Origin of the sequence: Gordonia sp. PS3, from assembly GCF_041950545.1 — a bacterium.
Classification (GTDB): domain Bacteria; phylum Actinomycetota; class Actinomycetes; order Mycobacteriales; family Mycobacteriaceae; genus Gordonia; species Gordonia sihwensis.
The window spans coordinates 777,505-796,339 of sequence record NZ_CP169524.1 but is presented as its reverse complement, the minus strand read 5'-3'; the positions used below and the strand labels follow the sequence as shown (position 1 = coordinate 796,339).

The window sequence follows — 18,835 nt, the reverse complement described above, 5'->3', positions numbered from 1 at the left end:
CCCAGGGCGGCGATAGGCTGCATTCTCATGCGTTTTCAGAAAGAGGAGCAGCACCGAGAAGCGCGGGATGTGTAAGTCGGATACAGATGTGAAGAACGCGACGTTCGCCCTCGGCGAGGCCAGACAGGCGACAGCCGGCGAGATCGAGCGATGGGACGACCTGATCCGCGCCAACCCCGATGGAGGTTCGGTCTTCCGGTCTCGCGCGTTCGCACACACCCAGCAGCTCGCAGGGCATCACGTCGAATATCTGATGGTCGGCGACCTGGCTGTGTTGGCTGTGGTCGCGACTGTCCCGACGCTCGGCGACTACTGGCAGATCCCCGGTCCGGGTGTCACCTCGGTCGAGGACCTCGTTCTCGTCGTCGATTCACTCACCCCGCTGGCTGCTGAACTCGGCGTGATGACGATTCGCGTCGATCCGTATATTCCCGCCTCCGAGCAGGCTGAGGCTACCCTGATCGCACACGGTCTGAGTCGGACGATGACCTGGACCATCGAGCACACCATCCTGGTCGATCTGAGTGGCACGGACGAGGATGTCCTGGCCAGATTCAGCACGCGGGCCCGGCGATGGATCAAGCGTGCGACCCGTGAGGATGTGGTGGTGGAGCGGGTCGAGGCGACCGATGCGAACTGCCGAATCAATTTCGATCTCCTCCGATCCACCGCGAACGGACGATTCGGGATACCCGATCTCCACACTGCGACGACGACGTACCAGCACCTGCAGAAGTCCGGCGCCGGTCAGTTGTTCTTCGCCCGCCGGCGAGGAGAGGTGGTCGCCACGGCTTTCGCACTCAGATTCGGTCATCGCGCCCTCTACCTGACCGGCGCCTCCGTGCGCAGTGCATCGGACGACAGTTCCTCGAGCGGCCTCGGGACCACCGGCGCCGGGCACGCCGTCCAATGGGAGATCATGAGGTGGGCGCGCGAGAACGGCTGCACCGAGTACGACTTGTACGGGTCGCCCTCTCGCGCTCATCTCGACACACCCGAGCACCCACTCCACGGGGTGGGTCAATTCAAGCTCAGCTTCAGCAAGAACGTCGTCGACTACGTCGGCTGCTACCAACGTCCCGTCAGCAGGCTCCGCACCGTGCTGCTCGACACCGCCGACCACGTCCTCATGACGATGGCCCGGTCGCCTGGCATAGCGGCATTGCGCCGCCGTCCTGTCATCGCCAACCCCGACCTGGACTGGTTTCGGTGGGCTCCGGCGAACTCCGTCCGCGCACTGCTGCGCCACTGAACCGAGGTCCCACGATGGAACGCCTACAGCCCAAGGACGCGATGTTCGTCTACACCGACGGACCGCGATCTCGTCAGATCACCGTGTGCTGTGGTTTCTTCGTGAGCGCCGCTGATCACGACCTGCCGCTGGAGTCCGCCGTGCACGAGTGGTTCGCCGCACGCACGCGCGGGCCACTCTTTCGTCGCAGGCTCCGACGGTCGATGCTCGACCTCGAGTACCCCGTCTGGGTGCACGACGACGACTTCCGTCTCGATCGCCATTTGTTCATGCACGACCCGATGACCTCGGACGGCTTCCTCGAGTTCCTCGGAGAACTGGCCGAATCCGCTATGGATTTGTCCCGTCCACTGTGGGAGATCCATGTGAGCCGGTGCCCCGACGGATTCGGCCCGATAGCGGACCAGGGCTTCGCCGTGGCCGTCCGCATCCACCACGCCGCTGCGGACGGGATCGCGCTCCAAGCGATCCTCGCCAGTCTGTTCGGGCCGGAGCCATCGGTCGAGAGTTCTGAACCGGACGTGCCGCAGGCGTCCGACAGCCACACGCGCGGCGCCGCGCTCATGCAGGTTTCTCGGGCTCTCACCGAATTCCGTCGGGCGGCTCGCAACTATCGGGGTGCGCTCGATGAGAGAGACAAGGTGCGCGCCACGGCGCGCTACACCGTACCGACAGCCGAGCGGACCGTCACCCCGGTCGACGGTCCCGTCGGACCCAAGCGCGGCGTGGCCGTCGTCTACTGGCCGTGGGCGGAGATCCGACAGATCCGTCGCGGTGTCGGCGCGGCCACCGTCAACGACCTTGTTCTCACCGTGATCGGCAGGGCGATGCACGATTATCTTTGCGCTGTCGGCAGCCCGCCGGACGGCTCACTGGTGGCGTCGGTTCCCATGACGGTCCGGCCACGGGAAGCCGACGGCACCGTGGCCGAGGACAACGGACGAGGGAACAACCGATTCGTCATGATGACGGTCGACCTCCACAGCACCGAACCGGACCCGATCACTCGACTCCGGGCGGTCCACGACGCAGTGCTGGGCGAGCGCCTCAGACTCAGCCATAGTGCCGAGGCTTCCGCGGATGCGACCGTCGGTTACGTACCGCCGGGTTTCCTGGTCCGGGCACTGCGACGACGAACAGAAGACTCCCGCGGCTATCCACGGCGCGCCGAGCCCGACGACCGACCTTTCAATACGTCGGTGATGACCGCTTACCGGCTGCCGTTCGAACTCCGTCTCCTGGACTGTCGGCAGGCCTGCGGGCTGGGATTCGGGCCGATCAACGGCACGGGCATCTCCCACGCGCACGGTGCCGGCGACGACTGGTGCGGGGTCACGGCGCTGTGCGACACCGATCTCGTACCGGACCCGTCCGTGTACGCGTCAGCGCTCGACGCAGCGTACGCAGATCTCCGGAACGCCACCCTCGGCACCACTGCCGGATAGCATCGACGATCGACCCGAGTCCAGCCCGATAGCATCGGGACTCATGACTGCAACTCCCGGTAACACCAACAGTGCGACGCACTCCCTCCGCAAGCGTCTGCCCGGTGGTCGGCTCGGCAACGCACTGTTCTCGCTCGGCATGGTCGCGCGCGTGCCGTACTTCGGCACCATTCTCCCGCTCGTCGAGGAGATGGAACCCGGATACTGCCGTGTCTCGGCGCCCAACTGGTTCGGCGTTCACAACCACCTCGGAACCTTTCACGCCATCGCGGCCTGCAATCTCGCCGAGACCGCGATGGGGATGTTGATGGAGGCCACCGTGCCGACGGGGCACCGCTGGATCCCCAAGGCGATGAGCACGCAGTACCTCGCCAAGGCCACCACGCGACTGACCGCCCACGCGGAGTTGGCCGAACCGGTGGACTTCTCGACCATCACCGAGGGTCGTGAAGTGATGGTCACGATCCGGATCCTCGATACTGCGGGAACCGAGGTGGTCCACTGCGACATCACCACCTGGGTGACGCCGAAGTGACCGAATCAGGCACGCCCTTGGTCCTTTCCGCAGGTCTGTAATGAGTTTCTCAGTCGACTGCCAGTAGGGTTGCACTCGTAACCGCCGGACACACAGGGTGGCCGGAGACTCGCTGAGCGATAGCGGAGGAAGAGAATCGTGGCCCAGAAGAACCGGACCGTCATCGATCCTCGGCAGGCCGAGCGCCGCCGTTCCCTCATCTACAAAATCGGTGCGGCGGTGGTGCTGATCGTCATCGCAGTCGGCGTCACGTTCTGGGCGATCAACCACAACAAGGACAGCGCCTCGACCACCGGCGGTTCCGACACGCCCACCGTGATGCGGCCGGACGGCTCCATCCGGATCACCAGTGCGCCGGCGGGCACGGAGCCCAAGGTCGTCATCACCACCGTCGAGGACTTCCAGTGCCCCGGGTGCCGTGCCTTCGAGCAGAGCTTCGGCGGCACCCTCGCCGAACTCGAGAAGAACCCGCAGGTCGCTGTCGACTACCACCCGATCGCATTCCTCGACCGGATGTCGACCACGAATTACTCCAGCCGCGCCATGAACGCGTCCACGTGCGTCGCCGAATCGACCGCCAAGAACGGCGACTGGAGCATCTGGCTCAAGTTCCACAATCTCCTCTTCACCAACCAGCCCGAGGAGGGCGGCGCCGGACTCCCGGACAGCGAACTGATCTCGCTCGCGAAGCAGGCCGGCGCGGAAGGCATCACCGACTGCATCGAGAACAACCAGTTCGGTCAGTGGGTGGCCAAGCAGACCGCCGACACGACAAGCAATCCCGAGTTCCAGGGCACTCCGTGGATCCGCATCAACGGACAGCAGTTCGACCCGCAGGCGGGACCGCAGGGCCTGACCGACGCCGTCAACGCGGCCCTCGCGAAGTAGCCCGCCATGACGGATGAGACGCCGGCCGAGATCGAGGACGGTTCGCCCGTAGTCACGGCGAGCGACGTTGAGACCGCACCGCCCGCCCCCCGGGGCTTCTGGCGAGAGCGTCGCCCGGTGCCCGTGGTGGCCGCCTGGGTGCTGCTGGTGTGCGGTGTTCTCGGGATGGCTGCCGCGGTCGCACTGACGCTCGACCGCATCCAACTGCTCATCGATCCGTCGTTCACGCCCGCGTGCAGCATCAATCCGATCATCTCGTGCGGATCGGTGATGGTGACCGATCAGGGCAAGTTCTTCGGATTCCCGAATCCGCTGCTCGGCCTGCCCGCCTTCGCGGTGATCCTGGTGACCGCCGTGCTGTCGATCGCACGAGTCCGACTGCCACGCTGGTACTGGGCCGGACAGGCCGTCGTCTCGGCACTCGGCCAGGTCTTCGTCGGCTACTTGATCTTCCAGAGCCTCTACCGCATTCACGCGCTGTGCCCGTACTGCATGGTGGTGTGGACGCTGATGCCGGTGGTGCTGATCCTCAGCATCTCGCGCGTGCTGCCCGACTCGCGCGGCGGCCGGTCGGCCCGCGAGTGGCTGTGGATCGCGCTGCCCGTCTACTACGTGGTCGTGATCGCCATGATCACCGTCCAGTTCTGGGACTACTGGCGCACGCTGATCTGAGAGCCGCAGAGGCTGTGATAGCACTCGACGCCGAGTCGGTCACGGTCCATCCACGCCGATCCGAAGGTCTTCTCGAGTCCGCCGATCTGGGTACGGTACTCGTTGGTCGCGGCCAGCTTTCCCGCCCACTCCTCATCCGCCAGCGGGAGCAGTGAGGCGACGAGCGCCGAGTCGGTCTCGACCTCCCGGCACCCGTCGGCCTCCGAACACACCGTGTACGGCCGCTCGCACACCGTCACCAGATCGACGCCGGTGCGCTCGCGGCATTCCTGCGCCAACCGATGCGTGCGTCGGTGATCCGGATGACGAGCGGAGGCGGGGTGCGTGACGATCGTCTGAACATCGTGATCCCGAAGCAGTGCCGTCGCCGCGTCGACCGCGTGTCGATAGCGCGTGCGGCTCGACCGCGAGTACTGCACCTCGTAATCGCCCAGGGCGAACGTCGGTACGCCCGCCGCTGCACACGCCGCGGCGTGCTCGGCTCTGCGCACGTCGATCACTTCGGCCGGTGTCAGTGCGAGTCCGCAGTAGTAGTCCCACTCGGCGAATACCGGACGGCCCACGAATCTGGCCGCGACCTTCACCGGCAATGAGTTGCGAAGCGCCGGCGGCAGCGATCGTCGACGGAACTCGCCCCATCGACCCCGTGGGCACTCGGTGCACAGGACTATGTCGATGGCTCCGCCGCTCGCATGCGCCATGGCGTGAAAGGCGTCGAAGACGCTGTCGTCGTAGTGTGCGAAGAGGAAGGCACACCTCGCCTCACCGCTCATCACCGCCGCCAGCGACCGCTCTTGGTAATCGCGCTCACTCATCATCGCGCCGACGCTAATGGCCGGTGTGGACCATCAGAATCGGTCGTTCAGCCGGATAATGCGCTGACCAGGCAGGCCAACGGATTTTACAGCAGAGAACCCCCGTGAACTGCGGTTTCCGGCCGATCCGGTGCCGACCTTCTCCGACCTTCCGGAAGCGGCGCGACGAACTTCATCTGATCGCCCGACTCGGCGCGGGCAGATCAGACCGACTCGCCCGCCACCAGTTCCTCGGCGATCAGCGCCGCCGTCGCCATCACACTCGCGTGCGGCCCCGAACGCAGCGGCGCGGGCAGCACCGACCCGTCGGCGACGTGGAGCCCGGGAACGCCGTGAACGGAACCGTCCGGTGCCACGGTCGCCCCCAGCGGGAGCGTCCCCCAGGCATGTGACGACAGCCCGACCACCGGATCCACCGTCACCGATCCCGGCTCGACGAGGCCGTCGAACGCCGGCGAGTGCAGCATCTCCAGCACCTCGTCAACTCCCTCCGACAACCGCTCGAGACCGCCGGCGTCGGGCACACCGAGATCGATCACCACCTCATCGCCCTCGATGCCGATGCGCCCGGTGGTGCCGTGAGTCATGTCCGCGACTCCGATCGGGACGCCCCCGGCTGGAATCCCATCGATGAACGACGCGAAATCATCGCTGTAGCAGCGGATTTCGAGGCCGTCTGCGGTGTGCACCACGGTCGGCAGCAGCACCTGCGTCCGGAGGGGGCGCCGAGCGGCGAAGCGCACCAGCGATTCGGGATGCTCGTACACCGACAGTTCCCCGCCCAGCAGCGGCAACACCAGCTCTGCCGTGCCCAGCGTGCCCGCGGTGAGCACCACGGTGGCGGCGTCGATGCGCCCGGCGGCGGTGTGCACTCCCGTCACCCGTCCACCCGCAGAGGCCAGCGATATCACCTCGCTCCCGCCTCGGACCGCGGGGGCGAAGGCCTCCATCGCCGTCCACCGCCGTAACACTCCCCCGTCGCGGATGCTGTTGCTGCGGACCCGATTCACGCCGACCACCGGCCAAGCGCCCTCGGGTCCCGCGGCCACGCGGGTTCGCCAATAAGTCTCGAAGGCCGACCCCGCCGGACCGAGTTCGCCGTCGAGAACCTCCCGCACGCGCATCACCCCGCCCCCGGCGGCACCGCCGTCGAGCACGTCGAAGGCGTCGTCGATCCGGCTCGCCGGCCACGGCCACGCCGCATAGTCGTCGCGGTGTCCGCGCAGGAAATAGCCGCCGTTGACCGCGGACGACCCGCCGGCGCCATAGCCGCGCACCACATCGCGTCCGCGCCGCTCCCGCACTCGCCGCACGCGCTCGCTTCCCGGCGCGATCGGCAGCCGGCTCATCGCGGTCACCGCCGTACGCGGAGGTAGGGCATGCCCCGCCTCGAGAAGCAGGGTCTTCCTGCCAGCATCGCGCGACAGCCGATCGGCCACCACGCACCCGGCGCTGCCCGCTCCCACGACGACCACGTCGGCGGTCTCGACGGCACGCGCCCGGTGGCCGCTCATCGCCTCACGCGGTCCGTGTCAGCGGGTGACGACAGGCCGCAGCGCCGACCAGTCGCGATTGGTCACCGCACCCTGCCACAGGCCGAGTCCGTAGGCGAAGTCGTCGAGCCGCCGGATCACCGAGTACCCCACCGGTTCCACCATCGGCGACGACGGCTCGGCGATCCGGGATCGCAACCACATCACCGCAGCCTCGGCCACCGCGGCCTCAAGGAACCACCGTCGGAATCGCGACGAGACCACCAGACCGAGCAGCGACAGCGGCCAGTAGTGACGCAGGGCCGCCGACCAGATCTGCAGGACACCGTAGCCCAGCGCTCGGCCGACGTTGCGCGCTGCGATGAGGTCACGCGCCGGCACGCCTGCGAGCGGCTTCCGGATGCGACCGAAGATCCAGCCGGAGACCAGCATCGCCACTCCCAGGCCGATCCTGGTCCGAGTCAGCAGCGACACCACCGCGACCGCCAGCGGAATGCTCGTCATCACCGGAGCGGCCAACCGATCATGCCGACTCGCGAGTTCAGCCGCGCCGGTGCCGTAGAAGCGACGGCGGTCGAGCATCGCCCGGAGCGACTGCCGATGGTCGTGTGCGACGTGCGCGACCGGGTCGTATCGGACCACCCAACCGGCCGCGTGCGTGCGCCAGCACAGATCGACGTCCTCAGCTACACGCAGCGACTCATCGAACCGGGCGAAGGCGGCGCGACGCACCACCATCGCCGCGCTCGGCACGTACGCGATCGGAGTGCCCGGCCGCACCGGGCCCTCATTCGGCCCCATGTCCAGTGAGGAGTACCTGTTCGCGTAGGCCGCCACCGGCGTCCGTCCGTCGCGGCCCGCGGTGTCGCCGAGTCCGACGATCCGCGGTGCGACGATCGCGACCGCGGGATCGGAGAAGTGACTCAGCAGCATCGTCAGCCACTCACCGCACGGGCGGGTGTCTGAGTCGAGGAAGGCGACGAACTCGGTGTCGGCGGCGTCGAAACCGGCGTTGCGCGCGGCCGCGGGCCCCGCGTTCACCTCCAGCCGGATCACACGGAGGCGTTCGTCGTCGGGAACAGTCATCGGCCGCGACGAGGCATCGTCCACCACGATCACCCGCAGCCCGGGAAGCGCTTCGACGAGTCGGTCCACACCCGCCTGATTGTCGCGCACCGGGATCACCACCGTGACCTCGCACTCCTTGGGTCCGACCATCGGGCGCGGGTGTGCGATTCCGGCGTCGAGCAGGGTTCGGGCGAGGCTGCGCGTCCCGGCGTCGCTGACTTCGATCCGACCGTCCGCGGAAGTCATCCCCAGCGCTGCATCCGAGAGCTTCAGCACCCGCAGCGGCGAGCCGCCGACCAGGTTGCGGAGGTCGCCGCGCCGAACGCAGCGCGGATCGATCTGGACCTGGAACCCTACCGGGAGGTCGGCGTTCACCGGTGGCGTCACCGAAGCCTCCCCGCCTCGTCGACGTCCCAGGCACGCACCGATTCCGCCAACTGCCCGGCCAGGTCCGCAAGGAGCCGACGACCGAGCGCCGGATTCGCGGCAGTGGGATCGCCGAGCACTCCGGTGGCCGAGACGGCCGCGACGCCACCCTTTCGCATCGGATCGAGCAGTTCGGCGATCGGCGCCGTGTTCCCGGCCGCGAGCAGGTCCCGGCGGACCGACTCCGGCGCGAGGTCCAGTACCACGCTCGTCTCGGTGAGGCCGGCATGCGCGTCGGCCGACGGGAACGCACAGGGAAACCAGGCCGCGTCGCGTCCCTCGTAGCGCAACCGCGCGACGGCGTCCGCGATCGCGTGCGCGTTGCCGCCGTGGGCGTTCACGAACAGCAGCCGACCGGCCCAGCGCATCGCGCTGCGCCCGTACTCGAGAACCAGCAGTCGGAGGGCCTCACGCCCGATCGAGACGGTCCCCGGGAAGCCCTCGTGCTCGCCCGAAGCGCCGTACGAGATCGACGGCGCCACCAGAACATCCGACGAATCATCCAGTGCGGCAACCGCTTCGCGCGACACGGCGTCTGCAATGCGCGCATCTGTGTCGAGCGGCAGATGCGGGCCATGCTGTTCGACAGCCCCGACCGGCACGACTAACGTCGGCTCGGCCCCGACCAGTTCATGCCACGTCCGGGACGCCAATTCGGTCGCCGGTGTCATTGCGACAACGTTACCGACGTGCCCCCTGGCTAGGGAACCGTTGGGGCCCTTTTGCCGGTCTGCGCGCCTCATCCGAACCACTGACACCATCAGTGCGAATCCGGTACACGTGTATAGTGACGACCGCACGTGACCCAGACCACGCCGTCAGGTCGTGGTGATACCTGTGAACGGAGTCCTCCCCGTGTCTACTCCCACCCGCCGGCCGTCCGGACGTTCCGGCCCCCTCGCCGACATCCGCGTCATCGAGTTCGCGGGCATCGGCCCCGGACCGCACGCCGCGATGCTGCTGGCCGACCTCGGCGCCGACGTCGTGCGCGTCCAGCGGCCAGGCGAACTGCCGTCTCCGGAGCGGAACGCCGACGCCCTGCTGCGCGGCCGCCGCGTCATCGAAGCCAATCTGAAGAACCCGGCCGATCGCGAGACCATTCTCAACCTGGTCGCCAAAGCCGATGTGGTCATCGAGGGCTTCCGCCCCGGCGTCATGGAGCGGCTCGGCTTCGGTCCGGACGATCTGCACGCGGTGAACCCCGGGCTGATTTACGGCCGGATGACGGGCTGGGGTCAGGACGGTCCGCGCGCCGACCTCGCCGGACACGACATGAACTACATCTCGCTCACCGGAATGCTGCACGCCATCGGCCGCCCGAACGAGAAGCCGACCCCGCCGTTGAACCTGGTCGGCGACTTCGGCGGCGGCTCGATGTTCCTGGTCATGGGCGTCCTCGCCGCACTGGTCGAGCGTGCCGCCTCAGGTAAGGGCGAGGTCATCGACGCCGCGATGTGCGACGGAGCGTCGGTCCTCGGGCAGATGATGTGGGCCTTCCGCGGCACCGGACTCTGGCAGGACCGGCGCGGAGTCAACCTCCTGGACACCGGCGCCCCGTTCTACGAGGTGTACGAGACCTCCGACGGCAAGTGGATGGCCGTCGGCGCCATCGAACCGCAGTTCTACGCCGAACTCCTGAAAGGTCTCGAACTCGACCCGGCGTCGCTGCCGAATCAGCTCGACACCGCGAAGTGGGGCGAGCTGAAGCAGATCTTCGCCGACACGTTCAAGACCAAGACGCGCGACGAGTGGGCGGCGATCTTCGACGGCACCGACGCCTGCACGTCCCCGATCCTCGACTTCACCGAGGCTCCTCACGATCCGCACCTGGCCGCCCGCGGCACGCTCGTCGAGATCGACGGCGTCACGCAGGCGCAGGTGGCACCGCGGTTCCAGCGATCGGCCACGCAGACCCCCGTCGGCCCCGCACGTGAGGCCACCGACCCGGCGACGGTCTGGCAGGACTGAGACCTACTCCGACTCGGCCCGACGGCCGGGACGCACGACGCACGCCCTCCGGCGTCGTGCGTCCCGGCCGTTTCCGATTGACTAGAACGTGTTACAGTTTGGCTCTCAGGGCATTGTGACGAGAGGCATACCAGCATGGGACAGTTCGACGGTCAGGTCGTCTACATCACCGGCATCGCACGCGGCCAGGGGCGCAACCACGCGGTCCGGTTCGCACGCGAAGGCGCGTCCGTCATCGGCATGGACCTCGCCGGCCCGGTGGCCGACCACATGACCTACCCGCCGTCGACCGCTGACGACCTCGCCGAGACCGTCCGGCTCGTCGAAGAAGCGGGCGGCAAGATCCTCGCGCGGCAGGGCGATACCCGCGACCTCGCCTTCCAGGAGCAGCTCGTGGCCGACGGCGTCGAACAGTTCGGTCGCCTGGACCATGTCGTGGCCAACGCCGGCATTCTCACCTGGGGCCTCACGTGGGAACTGTCCGAGGAGCAGTTCACCGATGTGATCGATGTGAACCTGGTCGGCACCTGGAAGACGTTGAAGGCGTCCATTCCGGCGATCCTGGACGCGGGCAACGGCGGCAGCATCACCATCATCTCGTCCGTCGCCGGCCTCAAGGCGATGCCGGTGCAGGCGTCGTACTCGGCGTCCAAGTTCGGGTTGCGCGGCCTGGCGCAGACCGCCGCCAAGGAACTCGGGCCCAAGCGCATCCGCGTCAACACCGTCCACCCGTACGCGGTGCACACCCCGATGGGGCTCGAAGACACCTCCGCGATGAAGGCCTTCGAGGAGTACGGCATGCACTTCCCGTCAATGCTCGGCCACTACCCGGTCGCCAGCCTCGACGATCTGTCCGACGCCGTGCTGTACCTCTCGACGGCCCAGTCGGTCACCGGCGCCGAGTTCCAGATCGACATGGGTCATTCGAAGGTCTGACTCGATCGCGGCCGCGTCCGCCGAGCATGTCTCATTCGTCTGACATGCGAAGACGGTGTCGGTCAGATCCGTGCCTGCGGTCATCATCGGCGTGAAAACCGGATAACGAACCTGCTTTCCTCGTCGATATCCGAGTATCCGACGCCGATGTGAAGTAAGTCTTGAAATCACCGGCCGTCGGGGGCAGCGGTGGGGAGGCGAGGGGTATGCGACGACAGGGGCGGCAACCGGATCAGGCCGACCGATGGCGCGACCGCAAACGCTATCTCTGGCCTCTCGGCATCGTGGCGGCTTTCGGCCCCGGCATCGCGTGGTTGCTGGTTCATTATCTGTCGTGGGGGATCTTCTGGGCCGTCGGTTTCCTCGTTTTCGTGGTACTGATTCCTCTGATCGATCTACTCGTCCGGCTCGATCAAGTGAATCCGCCCGACGAGGTTCTGGCGCGTCTTGAAGCGGACCCGTACTACCGCTGGTGCGTGTACGCCTATCTTCCGGTCCAGTACGCGGGATTCTTCTTCGGCTTCTGGTGTCTGGCGCACGCGCCGATGGCCACCGGTGAGCGCATCGCCATGTCGATGACGATCGCGGTCTCGAGCGCCATCGCGATCAATGTGGCGCACGAACTCGGTCACAAGAAGCCGCGGCTGGAGAAGTCGCTGGCCAAGATCGCGCTCGCTCCCAGCGCATACGGACACTTCTACATCGAGCACAACGTCGGACATCACGTCCTGGTCGCGACACCCGGCGACCCGGCGAGCGCACGGCTGGGCGAATCGCTGTGGGCGTTCTGGCCCCGCGCGATCTTCGGCGGGCTGCGCTCGGGTATCCGGCTCGAGCGCGACCGGCTCCGGCGGCAGGGCAAGGGTTTCTGGACGCTGCGCAACGACGTCGTCCAGACCTGGCTGCTCACCGCGGTGCTGGCAGCGGCCGTCGCGATCGCCTTCGGCCCCGGCGTTCTTCCCTGGTTCGTCCTGCAGGCAGCCATCTCGGCACTGATCCTCGAAGGCGTCAACTACATCGAGCACTACGGACTCCTCCGGCCCGTCGGTGAGAACGGACGTCCGGGAAAGATTCTTCCCGAGCACAGCTGGAACTGCGACTACATCTGCAGCAACCTGTTCCTCTACCATCTGCAGCGCCACTCGGACCATCACGCGAATCCGCGGCGCCGCTATCAAGCGCTGCGGTCGTACGACACCGCGCCGCAGATGCCGGCCGGTTACGCGGCGATGCTGCTGCTGGCACTGATGCCTCCCCTGTGGCGACGCGTGATGGACCCGCGCGTGGTGGCTCACTACCGCGGCGACGTGATGCGCGCCAACGTGCAGCCGTCGCGACGCGAGCGGCTCCTGCGGAGGTTCCCGCCGCCCGCCACCGAACGGGCTGCCGCGATCGCACCTCCGTCGAAGGGCCGGGAGAAGCCGCGGGGCGTGACGCCGCGGCCCGCGGTCGGCGTCGTCGACACCGTATGGGGTCGGTTCACTCACGCGAAGACGTGACGGCCAGGCGATGACTTGACGACGGTGACTCGGCGAATGTGATCGGCCGGCGGCCCCGATCAGGGCCGCCGGCCGAATCGCCGTCGACGGGTCGCCCCGTGACTCACGCGCCGTGAATCTGCTCGAATCCTTCGGGGATGATCAGGTCGGCTCGCGAGAGATCGGCGACGTCGGATTTACCCAGACCCATCATCGCCGAGTCGACGCCCATGCGAAGCAGGTCGAGGACGTTCTCCACGCCGGTCTGCCCGTTGGCGGCAAGACCCCACAGGTAGGCGCGGCCGATCATGACGGCCTTGGCGCCCAGTGCGAGCGCTTTGACCACGTCGCTGCCGCGGCGGATGCCACCGTCGAGCAGAACGTCGACCTCGTTGCCGACCGCGTCCGCGATCGGTCCGAGGACGCGGATCGTGGCCGGCGTGCCGTCGAGATTGTTGCCGCCGTGATTGGAGACGGAGATCGCGGTGGCGCCGATGTCGACCGCGCGGCGCGCATCGTCGATTCGGGTGATGCCCTTGATCATGAACTCGCCGCCCCACTGCTCACGCAGCCACTGGATGTCCTCCCAGGTGGGCGGCGGAGTGTTCATCCACTGGCCGTAGACGTCGAAGAAGGTCGGTCCCGGCTCGCCCTTGTGCGCGATGTTCGGCGCACTCAGGTCGGGGATGATGAGCTTGCCGTCGCGGAACCAGCTCATCGCGTACCGGGGCTTGGTGATCATCTCAGGCGCCAGCTTGGCTACGGCGTTGAAGTCGACCTGCTCGGGGATCTCCGGGCTGCCCCAGTCGCGCCCGACGTTGAACACCCAGTCGGTGGTGACGATCAGGCCCTTGCAGCCGGCCGCGCGGGCGCGCTCGGCGCGCGCCAGGATGTCCTCACGACTGCCGAGCCAGTAGATCTGGAAGAAGATCTTGTCGTTGACCGCGGTCACTTCCTCCACCGGCTTCGACGCGAAGCTGGACAGTCCCATCGCGGTTCCGCGGTTGGCCGCGGCTCGCGCCACCGCCACTTCGCCGTCGGGATTGACCGCCTGCACACCGGTGGGCGAGATCATCACCGGGAACGGGAGGTCCTGCCCCATGACGCGGGTGGCGAGATTGCGCTCCGGCTTCACCCCGATGACGTGCGGCGAGAACCCGAGCTCCCCGAAGGCGTCCACATTGTCGTTGACGGTGATACCGGCCTGAGTGCCGGCGATCAGCGACGAGTAGACCGTCTTCGGCAACCGCTTCTTGGCTCGACGCTGCGCCTCGCCGATGGTCTCGAACCACGGGTTCTGACGCCACGGGTTCTTCTCCATGAGTTCGGAGAACTTGGACATGATCAGTCTCTTTCCTGCTGTGAATGATGTGAGAGTTCGCGTTGTGCTGGGCGGGCTTGTTGAGCGAGCGTCTCGCCAGGCCAGTTGAACGAGCGTCCTTCTCAGGCCAGTTGAGCGAGCGCCCTTCTCAGGCCAGTTGAGCGAGCGTCCTTCCCAGGCTTGCTGGGCGAGCGCCTCCCCCAGGCCAGTTGAGCGAGCGTCCTTCTCAGGCCAGTTGAGCGAGCGAAGCGAGTCGAAAGGGCAAACCGCCCGCGTGCCCGCTGGAAGCTCGCCGATGTTTCGACTCGCTTCGCTCGCTCAACAAGCCTGGGGGAAGACGCTCGCTCAACTGGCGCAAAAGGCAATCGCTCAGGAGCAGCCCGACGACGAGCAGCCGGTCGCGGTGGTCGGCATGAATCCGGCGAGCGGGTTCTCGTCGCAGTCGCGCGACGGCGGGCGCGTCATCAAGGTCAGCGGCACCCCGCGGGAGTGGTCCTTGTTGGCGGTCGGCTTCGACCGTTCGCCGGCCAGCAGCGACTCACCGTAGCCCTGGACGCACTCGGGGTCGGGACCGTCGAGCGGCAGTCCCGTGAAGAACTTCGCCGCCATGCATCCACCGCGGCACGCGTCGTAGTGGTTGCAGCTGGCGCATGCCCCGGCACTCTGCGGTTCCCGGAGCTCGGTGAACAGCTCCGACCGCTGCCAGATCTCCTGGAATCCGCCGTCGGTGGTGATGTTTCCGGCGAGGAAGTTCTCGTGGATCGCGAACGGGCAGGCGTACACGTCGCCCACCGGATCGATGAGGCACACGACCCGGCCGGCCCCGCACAGGTTCAGACCCGGCAGACCGCTGCCACCCGCTCCGGCGAACGCCGAGAGGTGGAAGAACGAGTCTCCGGTGAGCACCCGGTCGCCATGGGCCACCAGCCATTCGTAGAGCTCGCGCTGCTGCTCGGGAAGCGGGTGCAGATCGTCCCACACATCGGCGCCGCGCCCGGAGGGACGCAGGCGCGTGATGCGCAGCGTGGCACCGTACTTGTCGGCCAAAGCCTTGAACTCGTCGAGTTGCGCGACGTTGTGACGGGTCATCACGACGCTGATCTTGGCGTCGCGGAATCCCGCGTCGGCGAGGTTTTCGAGCGCGCGGACCGCCATGTCGAACGACCCCGGACCGCGGACGGCGTCGTTCACCTCGGCGTTGGCGCCGTCGAGCGAGATCTGGACGTCGACGTAGTCGGACGCGGCCAGCCGCGCCGCCACCTCCGGAGTGATCCGCAACCCGTTGGTCGAGAACTTCACGCCGACCTGGTGATCGGTCGCGTAGTCGACGAGCTCCCAGAAGTCGGGCCGCACGGTCGGCTCGCCGCCGCCGATGTTGACGTAGAACACCTGCATGCGCTGCAGCTCGTCGATGATCGCCTTGCACTGTTCGGTCGAGAGCTCACGCGGATCACGCTTGCCCGAGCTCGACAGGCAGTGCACGCACGACAGGTTGCAGGCGTACGTCAGTTCCCACGTGAGGCAGATCGGCGCGTCCAGCCCCCGCTCGAACTGGTCGACGAGGCGCCCGACCTTCGGCGGCGCGGGCACCGTCAGCGGCGGCGTGAGGGACGGCATGCCGAGAGCCTCGGCGCCGGGGCGGGATTCCAGGGTGGTCACAGGGTCACTCCTCGGTCGGGTGCGCCGGCGCGGGTCGAGAGGCGGCGTCCGGGGCCTGCCGTTCGATGATCATTCCGGACTCGCTCAGCGCGGAGAGGGCTTGCAGATACAGCGGGCGATCGCCGTCGCCGATGCCGGTCGCGGTCATCGCAGCGTCGGCACTGTCGTGGTCGTCCAGAGACTGGACCAGCCGGACCACCTCGAGGTTCTTCAGAAACGAGAGCTTGCGCGTCCCGAAGTGATACAGCAGCGCGCCGAACGGCTCCGGTCGCAGAGCGACTTTCGGATTCATCCGCCACGCACGCGATACGTCGAATGGGGTACCGCTCCCGGCGGCCGCAGGGCCGCCGGGAACAGTGGTCGATGCCGTCGTCATCAGTAGACGCCACACATCCCGTCGATGGACACTTCCTCCACCAGAGACTCAGCCACGAGATCCTGCTGAGTCGCATTCGCCTGATCGGCCATATGAACCATCCTCCTTCACGAGTACTGATGTGGTTCGCTTCACACCATAATGGCACTGGGTGCAGAATCTCTAGGGGTTGGCGAGAATTGTGCGTCGTAAGATCGTGACCGGCGGTTTCTTGGATCGGAGATGATGAGCGATGACCAGATCTGGGCGTGCGGGAGTGCTCGGCGGCCGGCCGGCCGCAACCACACGCGGCCGACTCAGCGCCATCGCGATCGATCTGTTCACCGAGCACGGCTTCGACGAGACCAGCGTCGACGACATCGCCGCCGCCGCCGGAATCGCCCGCCGCACGCTGTTCCGCTACTACCCGTCCAAGAACTCTCTGGCCTGGGGTGAGTTCAACGAGCACCTCGACGGTCTCCGGGACCTTCTGCGGAACAGTTCCGACGACGTCCCGCTCGGCGCCACCCTCCGCGACGCGCTGATCGCCTTCAACACCGTCCCGGCATCCGAGATCGACAAACATCGCCGCCGGATGGCACTGCTCCTGGGCGTACCGGCGCTCCAGGCCCACTCGATGCTGATGTACCAGGACTGGCGACAGGTCATCGCCGACCACTGCGGTGCCAGACTCGGACTCGCCCCCGCGTCGCACGTTCCGCAGACCATCGCCTGGCAGACGCTGGGCACCGCGCTCGCCGCATACGACCAATGGCTCCCGGACCCGTCGGCCGACCTCACCGACCTGCTGCGATCGGGCAGCCGCATCCTGATCGACGGGGTCGCGTCACTCACGCAGACGTAGCCCGACCGCCCCGGCGGACTCGCCGCCGCACACCCGGCTCCCGCCATCCGGAACGAGGTCTGTGACAGACTTCGAAGCGCTGATATCCTAAATAGAACACGTTTCAGTTTTGCCACGGCCGAGCGCCGGGCCCGATTCCACAGAGAGTCAACCGATGACCGAATTGACCCCGCACAGCGCGCGCAGCGCCATCCTCACCGTCTCCGAGGTGATCGATGAGACCGCCGACGCGCGCAGCATCGTCTTCGACATCCCCGACACCCACCGGGAGAAGTTCGAGGACTACCTGCCCGGGCAGTTCCTGACTCTGCGGATCCCGAGCGATCAGACCGGTTCCGTGGCGCGGTGCTACTCGCTGTCGTCGGCGCCCCGCCACGACAAACTGCCGAAGGTCACCGTCAAGCGCACCGCCGACGGTTACGGATCCAACTGGATCTGCGACAACCTGGAGGCCGGCTCGCAGATCGAGGCACTGCCGCCTTCGGGCGTCTTCACCCCGGCGAACTTCCACACCCCGCTGCTGCTGATCGCAGCCGGGTCGGGCGTCACCCCGGTGATGTCGATTCTGAAGCACGCCCTGCTCACCGGAACCGGTCAGATCACGTTCTTCTACGCCAACCGCAGCGAGAACGACGTGATCTTCGCCGACGAACTGCGCCGGCTGCAGGCCAAGTACCCGGCCCGGCTGACGGTGCTGCACTGGCTCGAATCGGTACAGGGTCTGCCGAGCGACCGCACCCTGGCGACGCTCTTCGCCCCGATGTCGGCCACGCACACCGCGTACATGTGCGGGCCGGGCCCGTTCATGGACGCCGCCCACAGCGCCCTGATCAAGGCCCGCTTCGACAGCAAGAGGGTGCACGTCGAGATCTACAACTCGCTCTCGGGCGACCCGTTCGCGGACGTCGAACTGGGCGAGGTCTCGGCCGAGGAGGCCGCAGCCGCCGCCGAAGTGGAAGTGGAACTCGACGGCGAGACGCACACCCTCGCGTGGCCGCGGTCGCGCACCCTGGTCGACATCATGCTGGCCGCCGGACTCGACGCGCCGTACTCGTGCCAGGAGGGCGAGTGCGGTTCGTGCGCCTGCACGCTCGTCGAGGGCACGGTCGACATGGAGGTCACCGGCGCCCTCGATCCCGACGACATCGCCGACGGCTACATCCTCGGCTGCCAGGCCCGGCCCACCGCAGACAAGCTCAAGATCGAGTTCTGACTCGCGGGGAACCGACTCGCGCGACCGGCCCGCCGGAGTCAGGCACTAGACTCGGCCCATGACGAACGAACGTCTGGCCCGAGTCCTGTCGCTGATCCTGCTGGTCCCCGGCGCACTGCATTTCGCCGCGCCGAAGCCGTTCGACGCCATCGTTCCCGATGAGGTGCCCGGCGACGCGCGCGCGTGGACCTATGCCTCGGGCATGGCCGAGATCGGTTTGGGCGCAGCGGTTCTCGCTCCGCGTACCCGACGCACCGCAGCTGGACTGGCAGCGATGCTGTTCATCGCCGTCTTTCCCGCGAACGTGAACATGGTGCGTCTGTGGGTCGACAAGAGCCCGGCGCTGAAGGCTGTCGCATGGGCCCGCCTGCCCCTGCAGGTGCCGCTCATCGCCCTCGCTCTCCTGGTACGACGGGGTGCGCCGCGCCGCGCCGCCGCTGAGTGAG

The 18,835-nt window shown here is 67.3% G+C and carries 19 protein-coding genes; 11 read left to right on the top strand and 8 right to left on the bottom strand.

The window, feature by feature from the left end; genetic code table 11:
• The first annotated feature begins 88 nt into the window (after positions 1-88).
• The 5 genes from ACE11G_RS03675 (at position 89) to ACE11G_RS03655 (ending at position 4,792) form a co-directional block, all read left to right on the top strand.
• Positions 89-1,252 carry a peptidoglycan bridge formation glycyltransferase FemA/FemB family protein gene (locus ACE11G_RS03675; protein WP_231875644.1) on the top strand — a complete coding sequence of 388 codons (1,164 nt, stop codon included), beginning with the start codon at positions 89-91 and terminating at the stop codon, positions 1,250-1,252.
• Positions 1,253-1,266: 14 nt separating this feature from the next.
• On the top strand, positions 1,267-2,697 hold the full coding sequence (locus ACE11G_RS03670; RefSeq protein WP_045536390.1) for a wax ester/triacylglycerol synthase domain-containing protein: 1,431 nt from the start codon (positions 1,267-1,269) through the stop codon (positions 2,695-2,697).
• Positions 2,698-2,740: 43 nt separating this feature from the next.
• Complete coding sequence (locus tag ACE11G_RS03665; protein WP_045536388.1) at positions 2,741-3,232, top strand: hotdog fold domain-containing protein; 492 nt, start codon at positions 2,741-2,743, stop codon at positions 3,230-3,232.
• A 138-nt stretch (positions 3,233-3,370) separates the two neighbouring features.
• The gene (locus ACE11G_RS03660) at positions 3,371-4,120 is read left to right on the top strand and encodes a thioredoxin domain-containing protein (protein ID WP_006895658.1); all 750 of its coding nucleotides are present in this window, start codon (positions 3,371-3,373) and stop codon (positions 4,118-4,120) included.
• A 6-nt stretch (positions 4,121-4,126) separates the two neighbouring features.
• Complete coding sequence (locus tag ACE11G_RS03655) at positions 4,127-4,792, top strand: vitamin K epoxide reductase family protein (RefSeq protein WP_006895659.1); 666 nt, start codon at positions 4,127-4,129, stop codon at positions 4,790-4,792.
• Here ACE11G_RS03655 and ACE11G_RS03650 read toward each other — a convergent pair.
• The 4 genes from ACE11G_RS03650 to mftE form a co-directional block, all read right to left on the bottom strand.
• A complete protein-coding gene (locus ACE11G_RS03650; protein WP_006895660.1) occupies positions 4,771-5,610 on the bottom strand; it encodes a PIG-L deacetylase family protein in 840 nt (279 codons plus the stop codon). The genes ACE11G_RS03655 and ACE11G_RS03650 overlap by 22 nt on opposite strands.
• 200 nt (positions 5,611-5,810) lie before the next feature.
• Complete coding sequence (gene mftG / locus ACE11G_RS03645; protein ID WP_006895661.1) at positions 5,811-7,121, bottom strand: mycofactocin system GMC family oxidoreductase MftG; 1,311 nt, start codon at positions 7,119-7,121, stop codon at positions 5,811-5,813.
• An 18-nt stretch (positions 7,122-7,139) separates the two neighbouring features.
• Positions 7,140-8,555: a mycofactocin biosynthesis glycosyltransferase MftF gene (mftF, locus tag ACE11G_RS03640; RefSeq protein ID WP_278124821.1), complete on the bottom strand. Its 1,416-nt coding sequence runs from the start codon at positions 8,553-8,555 to the stop codon at positions 7,140-7,142.
• Entirely contained in the window at positions 8,552-9,265 is a 714-nt protein-coding gene (gene mftE / locus ACE11G_RS03635; RefSeq protein ID WP_039867067.1) for a mycofactocin biosynthesis peptidyl-dipeptidase MftE, read from the bottom strand. The genes mftF and mftE overlap by 4 nt, the downstream gene beginning before the upstream one ends.
• 184 nt (positions 9,266-9,449) lie before the next feature.
• On the opposite strand from mftE, the gene ACE11G_RS03630 reads away from it, so the two are divergent.
• From ACE11G_RS03630 to ACE11G_RS03620, 3 genes are all read left to right on the top strand, one after another.
• The gene (locus tag ACE11G_RS03630) at positions 9,450-10,562 is read left to right on the top strand and encodes a CaiB/BaiF CoA-transferase family protein (protein ID WP_045536410.1); all 1,113 of its coding nucleotides are present in this window, start codon (positions 9,450-9,452) and stop codon (positions 10,560-10,562) included.
• Between the two features lie 135 nt (positions 10,563-10,697).
• Positions 10,698-11,498: a mycofactocin-coupled SDR family oxidoreductase gene (locus ACE11G_RS03625; protein ID WP_006895665.1), complete on the top strand. Its 801-nt coding sequence runs from the start codon at positions 10,698-10,700 to the stop codon at positions 11,496-11,498.
• Positions 11,499-11,704: 206 nt separating this feature from the next.
• Entirely contained in the window at positions 11,705-12,997 is a 1,293-nt protein-coding gene (locus ACE11G_RS03620; RefSeq protein WP_006895666.1) for an alkane 1-monooxygenase, read from the top strand.
• 103 nt (positions 12,998-13,100) lie between these two features.
• On the opposite strand, the gene mftD is transcribed toward ACE11G_RS03620, so the two are convergent.
• The 4 genes from mftD to mftA form a co-directional block, all read right to left on the bottom strand.
• Positions 13,101-14,318, bottom strand: a complete 1,218-nt coding sequence (gene mftD, locus ACE11G_RS03615; protein WP_045536379.1) for a pre-mycofactocin synthase MftD — start codon at positions 14,316-14,318, stop codon at positions 13,101-13,103.
• Between the two features lie 348 nt (positions 14,319-14,666).
• Positions 14,667-15,956, bottom strand: coding sequence for a mycofactocin radical SAM maturase (mftC, locus tag ACE11G_RS03610; RefSeq protein WP_006895668.1), 1,290 nt, complete (start codon positions 15,954-15,956; stop codon positions 14,667-14,669).
• 4 nt (positions 15,957-15,960) lie between these two features.
• Entirely contained in the window at positions 15,961-16,332 is a 372-nt protein-coding gene (gene mftB / locus ACE11G_RS03605) for a mycofactocin biosynthesis chaperone MftB (RefSeq protein ID WP_006895669.1), read from the bottom strand.
• Positions 16,332-16,424, bottom strand: a complete 93-nt coding sequence (gene mftA / locus ACE11G_RS03600; RefSeq protein WP_101841532.1) for a mycofactocin precursor MftA — start codon at positions 16,422-16,424, stop codon at positions 16,332-16,334. Before mftA ends, mftB begins: the two co-directional genes overlap by 1 nt.
• Positions 16,425-16,564: 140 nt before the next feature.
• Here mftA and mftR point away from each other — a divergent pair, with 140 nt between their 5' ends.
• The 3 genes from mftR (at position 16,565) to ACE11G_RS03585 (ending at position 18,834) form a co-directional block, all read left to right on the top strand.
• Positions 16,565-17,176 (top strand): mycofactocin system transcriptional regulator, encoded by a 612-nt coding sequence (mftR, locus tag ACE11G_RS03595; RefSeq protein ID WP_006895670.1) that lies wholly within the window; start codon positions 16,565-16,567, stop codon positions 17,174-17,176.
• Between the two features lie 154 nt (positions 17,177-17,330).
• Positions 17,331-18,389 carry a ferredoxin--NADP reductase gene (locus tag ACE11G_RS03590; RefSeq protein WP_006895671.1) on the top strand — a complete coding sequence of 353 codons (1,059 nt, stop codon included), beginning with the start codon at positions 17,331-17,333 and terminating at the stop codon, positions 18,387-18,389.
• 58 nt (positions 18,390-18,447) lie between these two features.
• Positions 18,448-18,834 carry a hypothetical protein gene (locus ACE11G_RS03585; RefSeq protein WP_006895672.1) on the top strand — a complete coding sequence of 129 codons (387 nt, stop codon included), beginning with the start codon at positions 18,448-18,450 and terminating at the stop codon, positions 18,832-18,834.
• Position 18,835: the final 1 nt, after the last annotated feature.

Bases quoted from the DNA above. Each gene is read 5' to 3' on its own strand.
- mftD (WP_045536379.1), bottom strand. From the start codon at position 14,318: ATGTCCAAGTTCTCCGAACTCATGGAGAAGAACCCGTGGCGTCAGAAC.
- ACE11G_RS03585 (WP_006895672.1), top strand. From the start codon at position 18,448: ATGACGAACGAACGTCTGGCCCGAGTCCTGTCGCTGATCCTGCTGGTC.
- mftA (WP_101841532.1), bottom strand. From the start codon at position 16,424: ATGGCCGATCAGGCGAATGCGACTCAGCAGGATCTCGTGGCTGAGTCT.
- ACE11G_RS03620 (WP_006895666.1), top strand. From the start codon at position 11,705: ATGCGACGACAGGGGCGGCAACCGGATCAGGCCGACCGATGGCGCGAC.
- mftE (WP_039867067.1), bottom strand. From the start codon at position 9,265: ATGACACCGGCGACCGAATTGGCGTCCCGGACGTGGCATGAACTGGTC.
- ACE11G_RS03590 (WP_006895671.1), top strand. From the start codon at position 17,331: ATGACCGAATTGACCCCGCACAGCGCGCGCAGCGCCATCCTCACCGTC.
- mftG (WP_006895661.1), bottom strand. From the start codon at position 7,121: ATGAGCGGCCACCGGGCGCGTGCCGTCGAGACCGCCGACGTGGTCGTC.
- ACE11G_RS03625 (WP_006895665.1), top strand. From the start codon at position 10,698: ATGGGACAGTTCGACGGTCAGGTCGTCTACATCACCGGCATCGCACGC.
- ACE11G_RS03650 (WP_006895660.1), bottom strand. From the start codon at position 5,610: ATGATGAGTGAGCGCGATTACCAAGAGCGGTCGCTGGCGGCGGTGATG.
- mftR (WP_006895670.1), top strand. From the start codon at position 16,565: ATGACCAGATCTGGGCGTGCGGGAGTGCTCGGCGGCCGGCCGGCCGCA.
- ACE11G_RS03665 (WP_045536388.1), top strand. From the start codon at position 2,741: ATGACTGCAACTCCCGGTAACACCAACAGTGCGACGCACTCCCTCCGC.
- ACE11G_RS03670 (WP_045536390.1), top strand. From the start codon at position 1,267: ATGGAACGCCTACAGCCCAAGGACGCGATGTTCGTCTACACCGACGGA.
- ACE11G_RS03655 (WP_006895659.1), top strand. From the start codon at position 4,127: ATGACGGATGAGACGCCGGCCGAGATCGAGGACGGTTCGCCCGTAGTC.
- mftB (WP_006895669.1), bottom strand. From the start codon at position 16,332: ATGACGACGGCATCGACCACTGTTCCCGGCGGCCCTGCGGCCGCCGGG.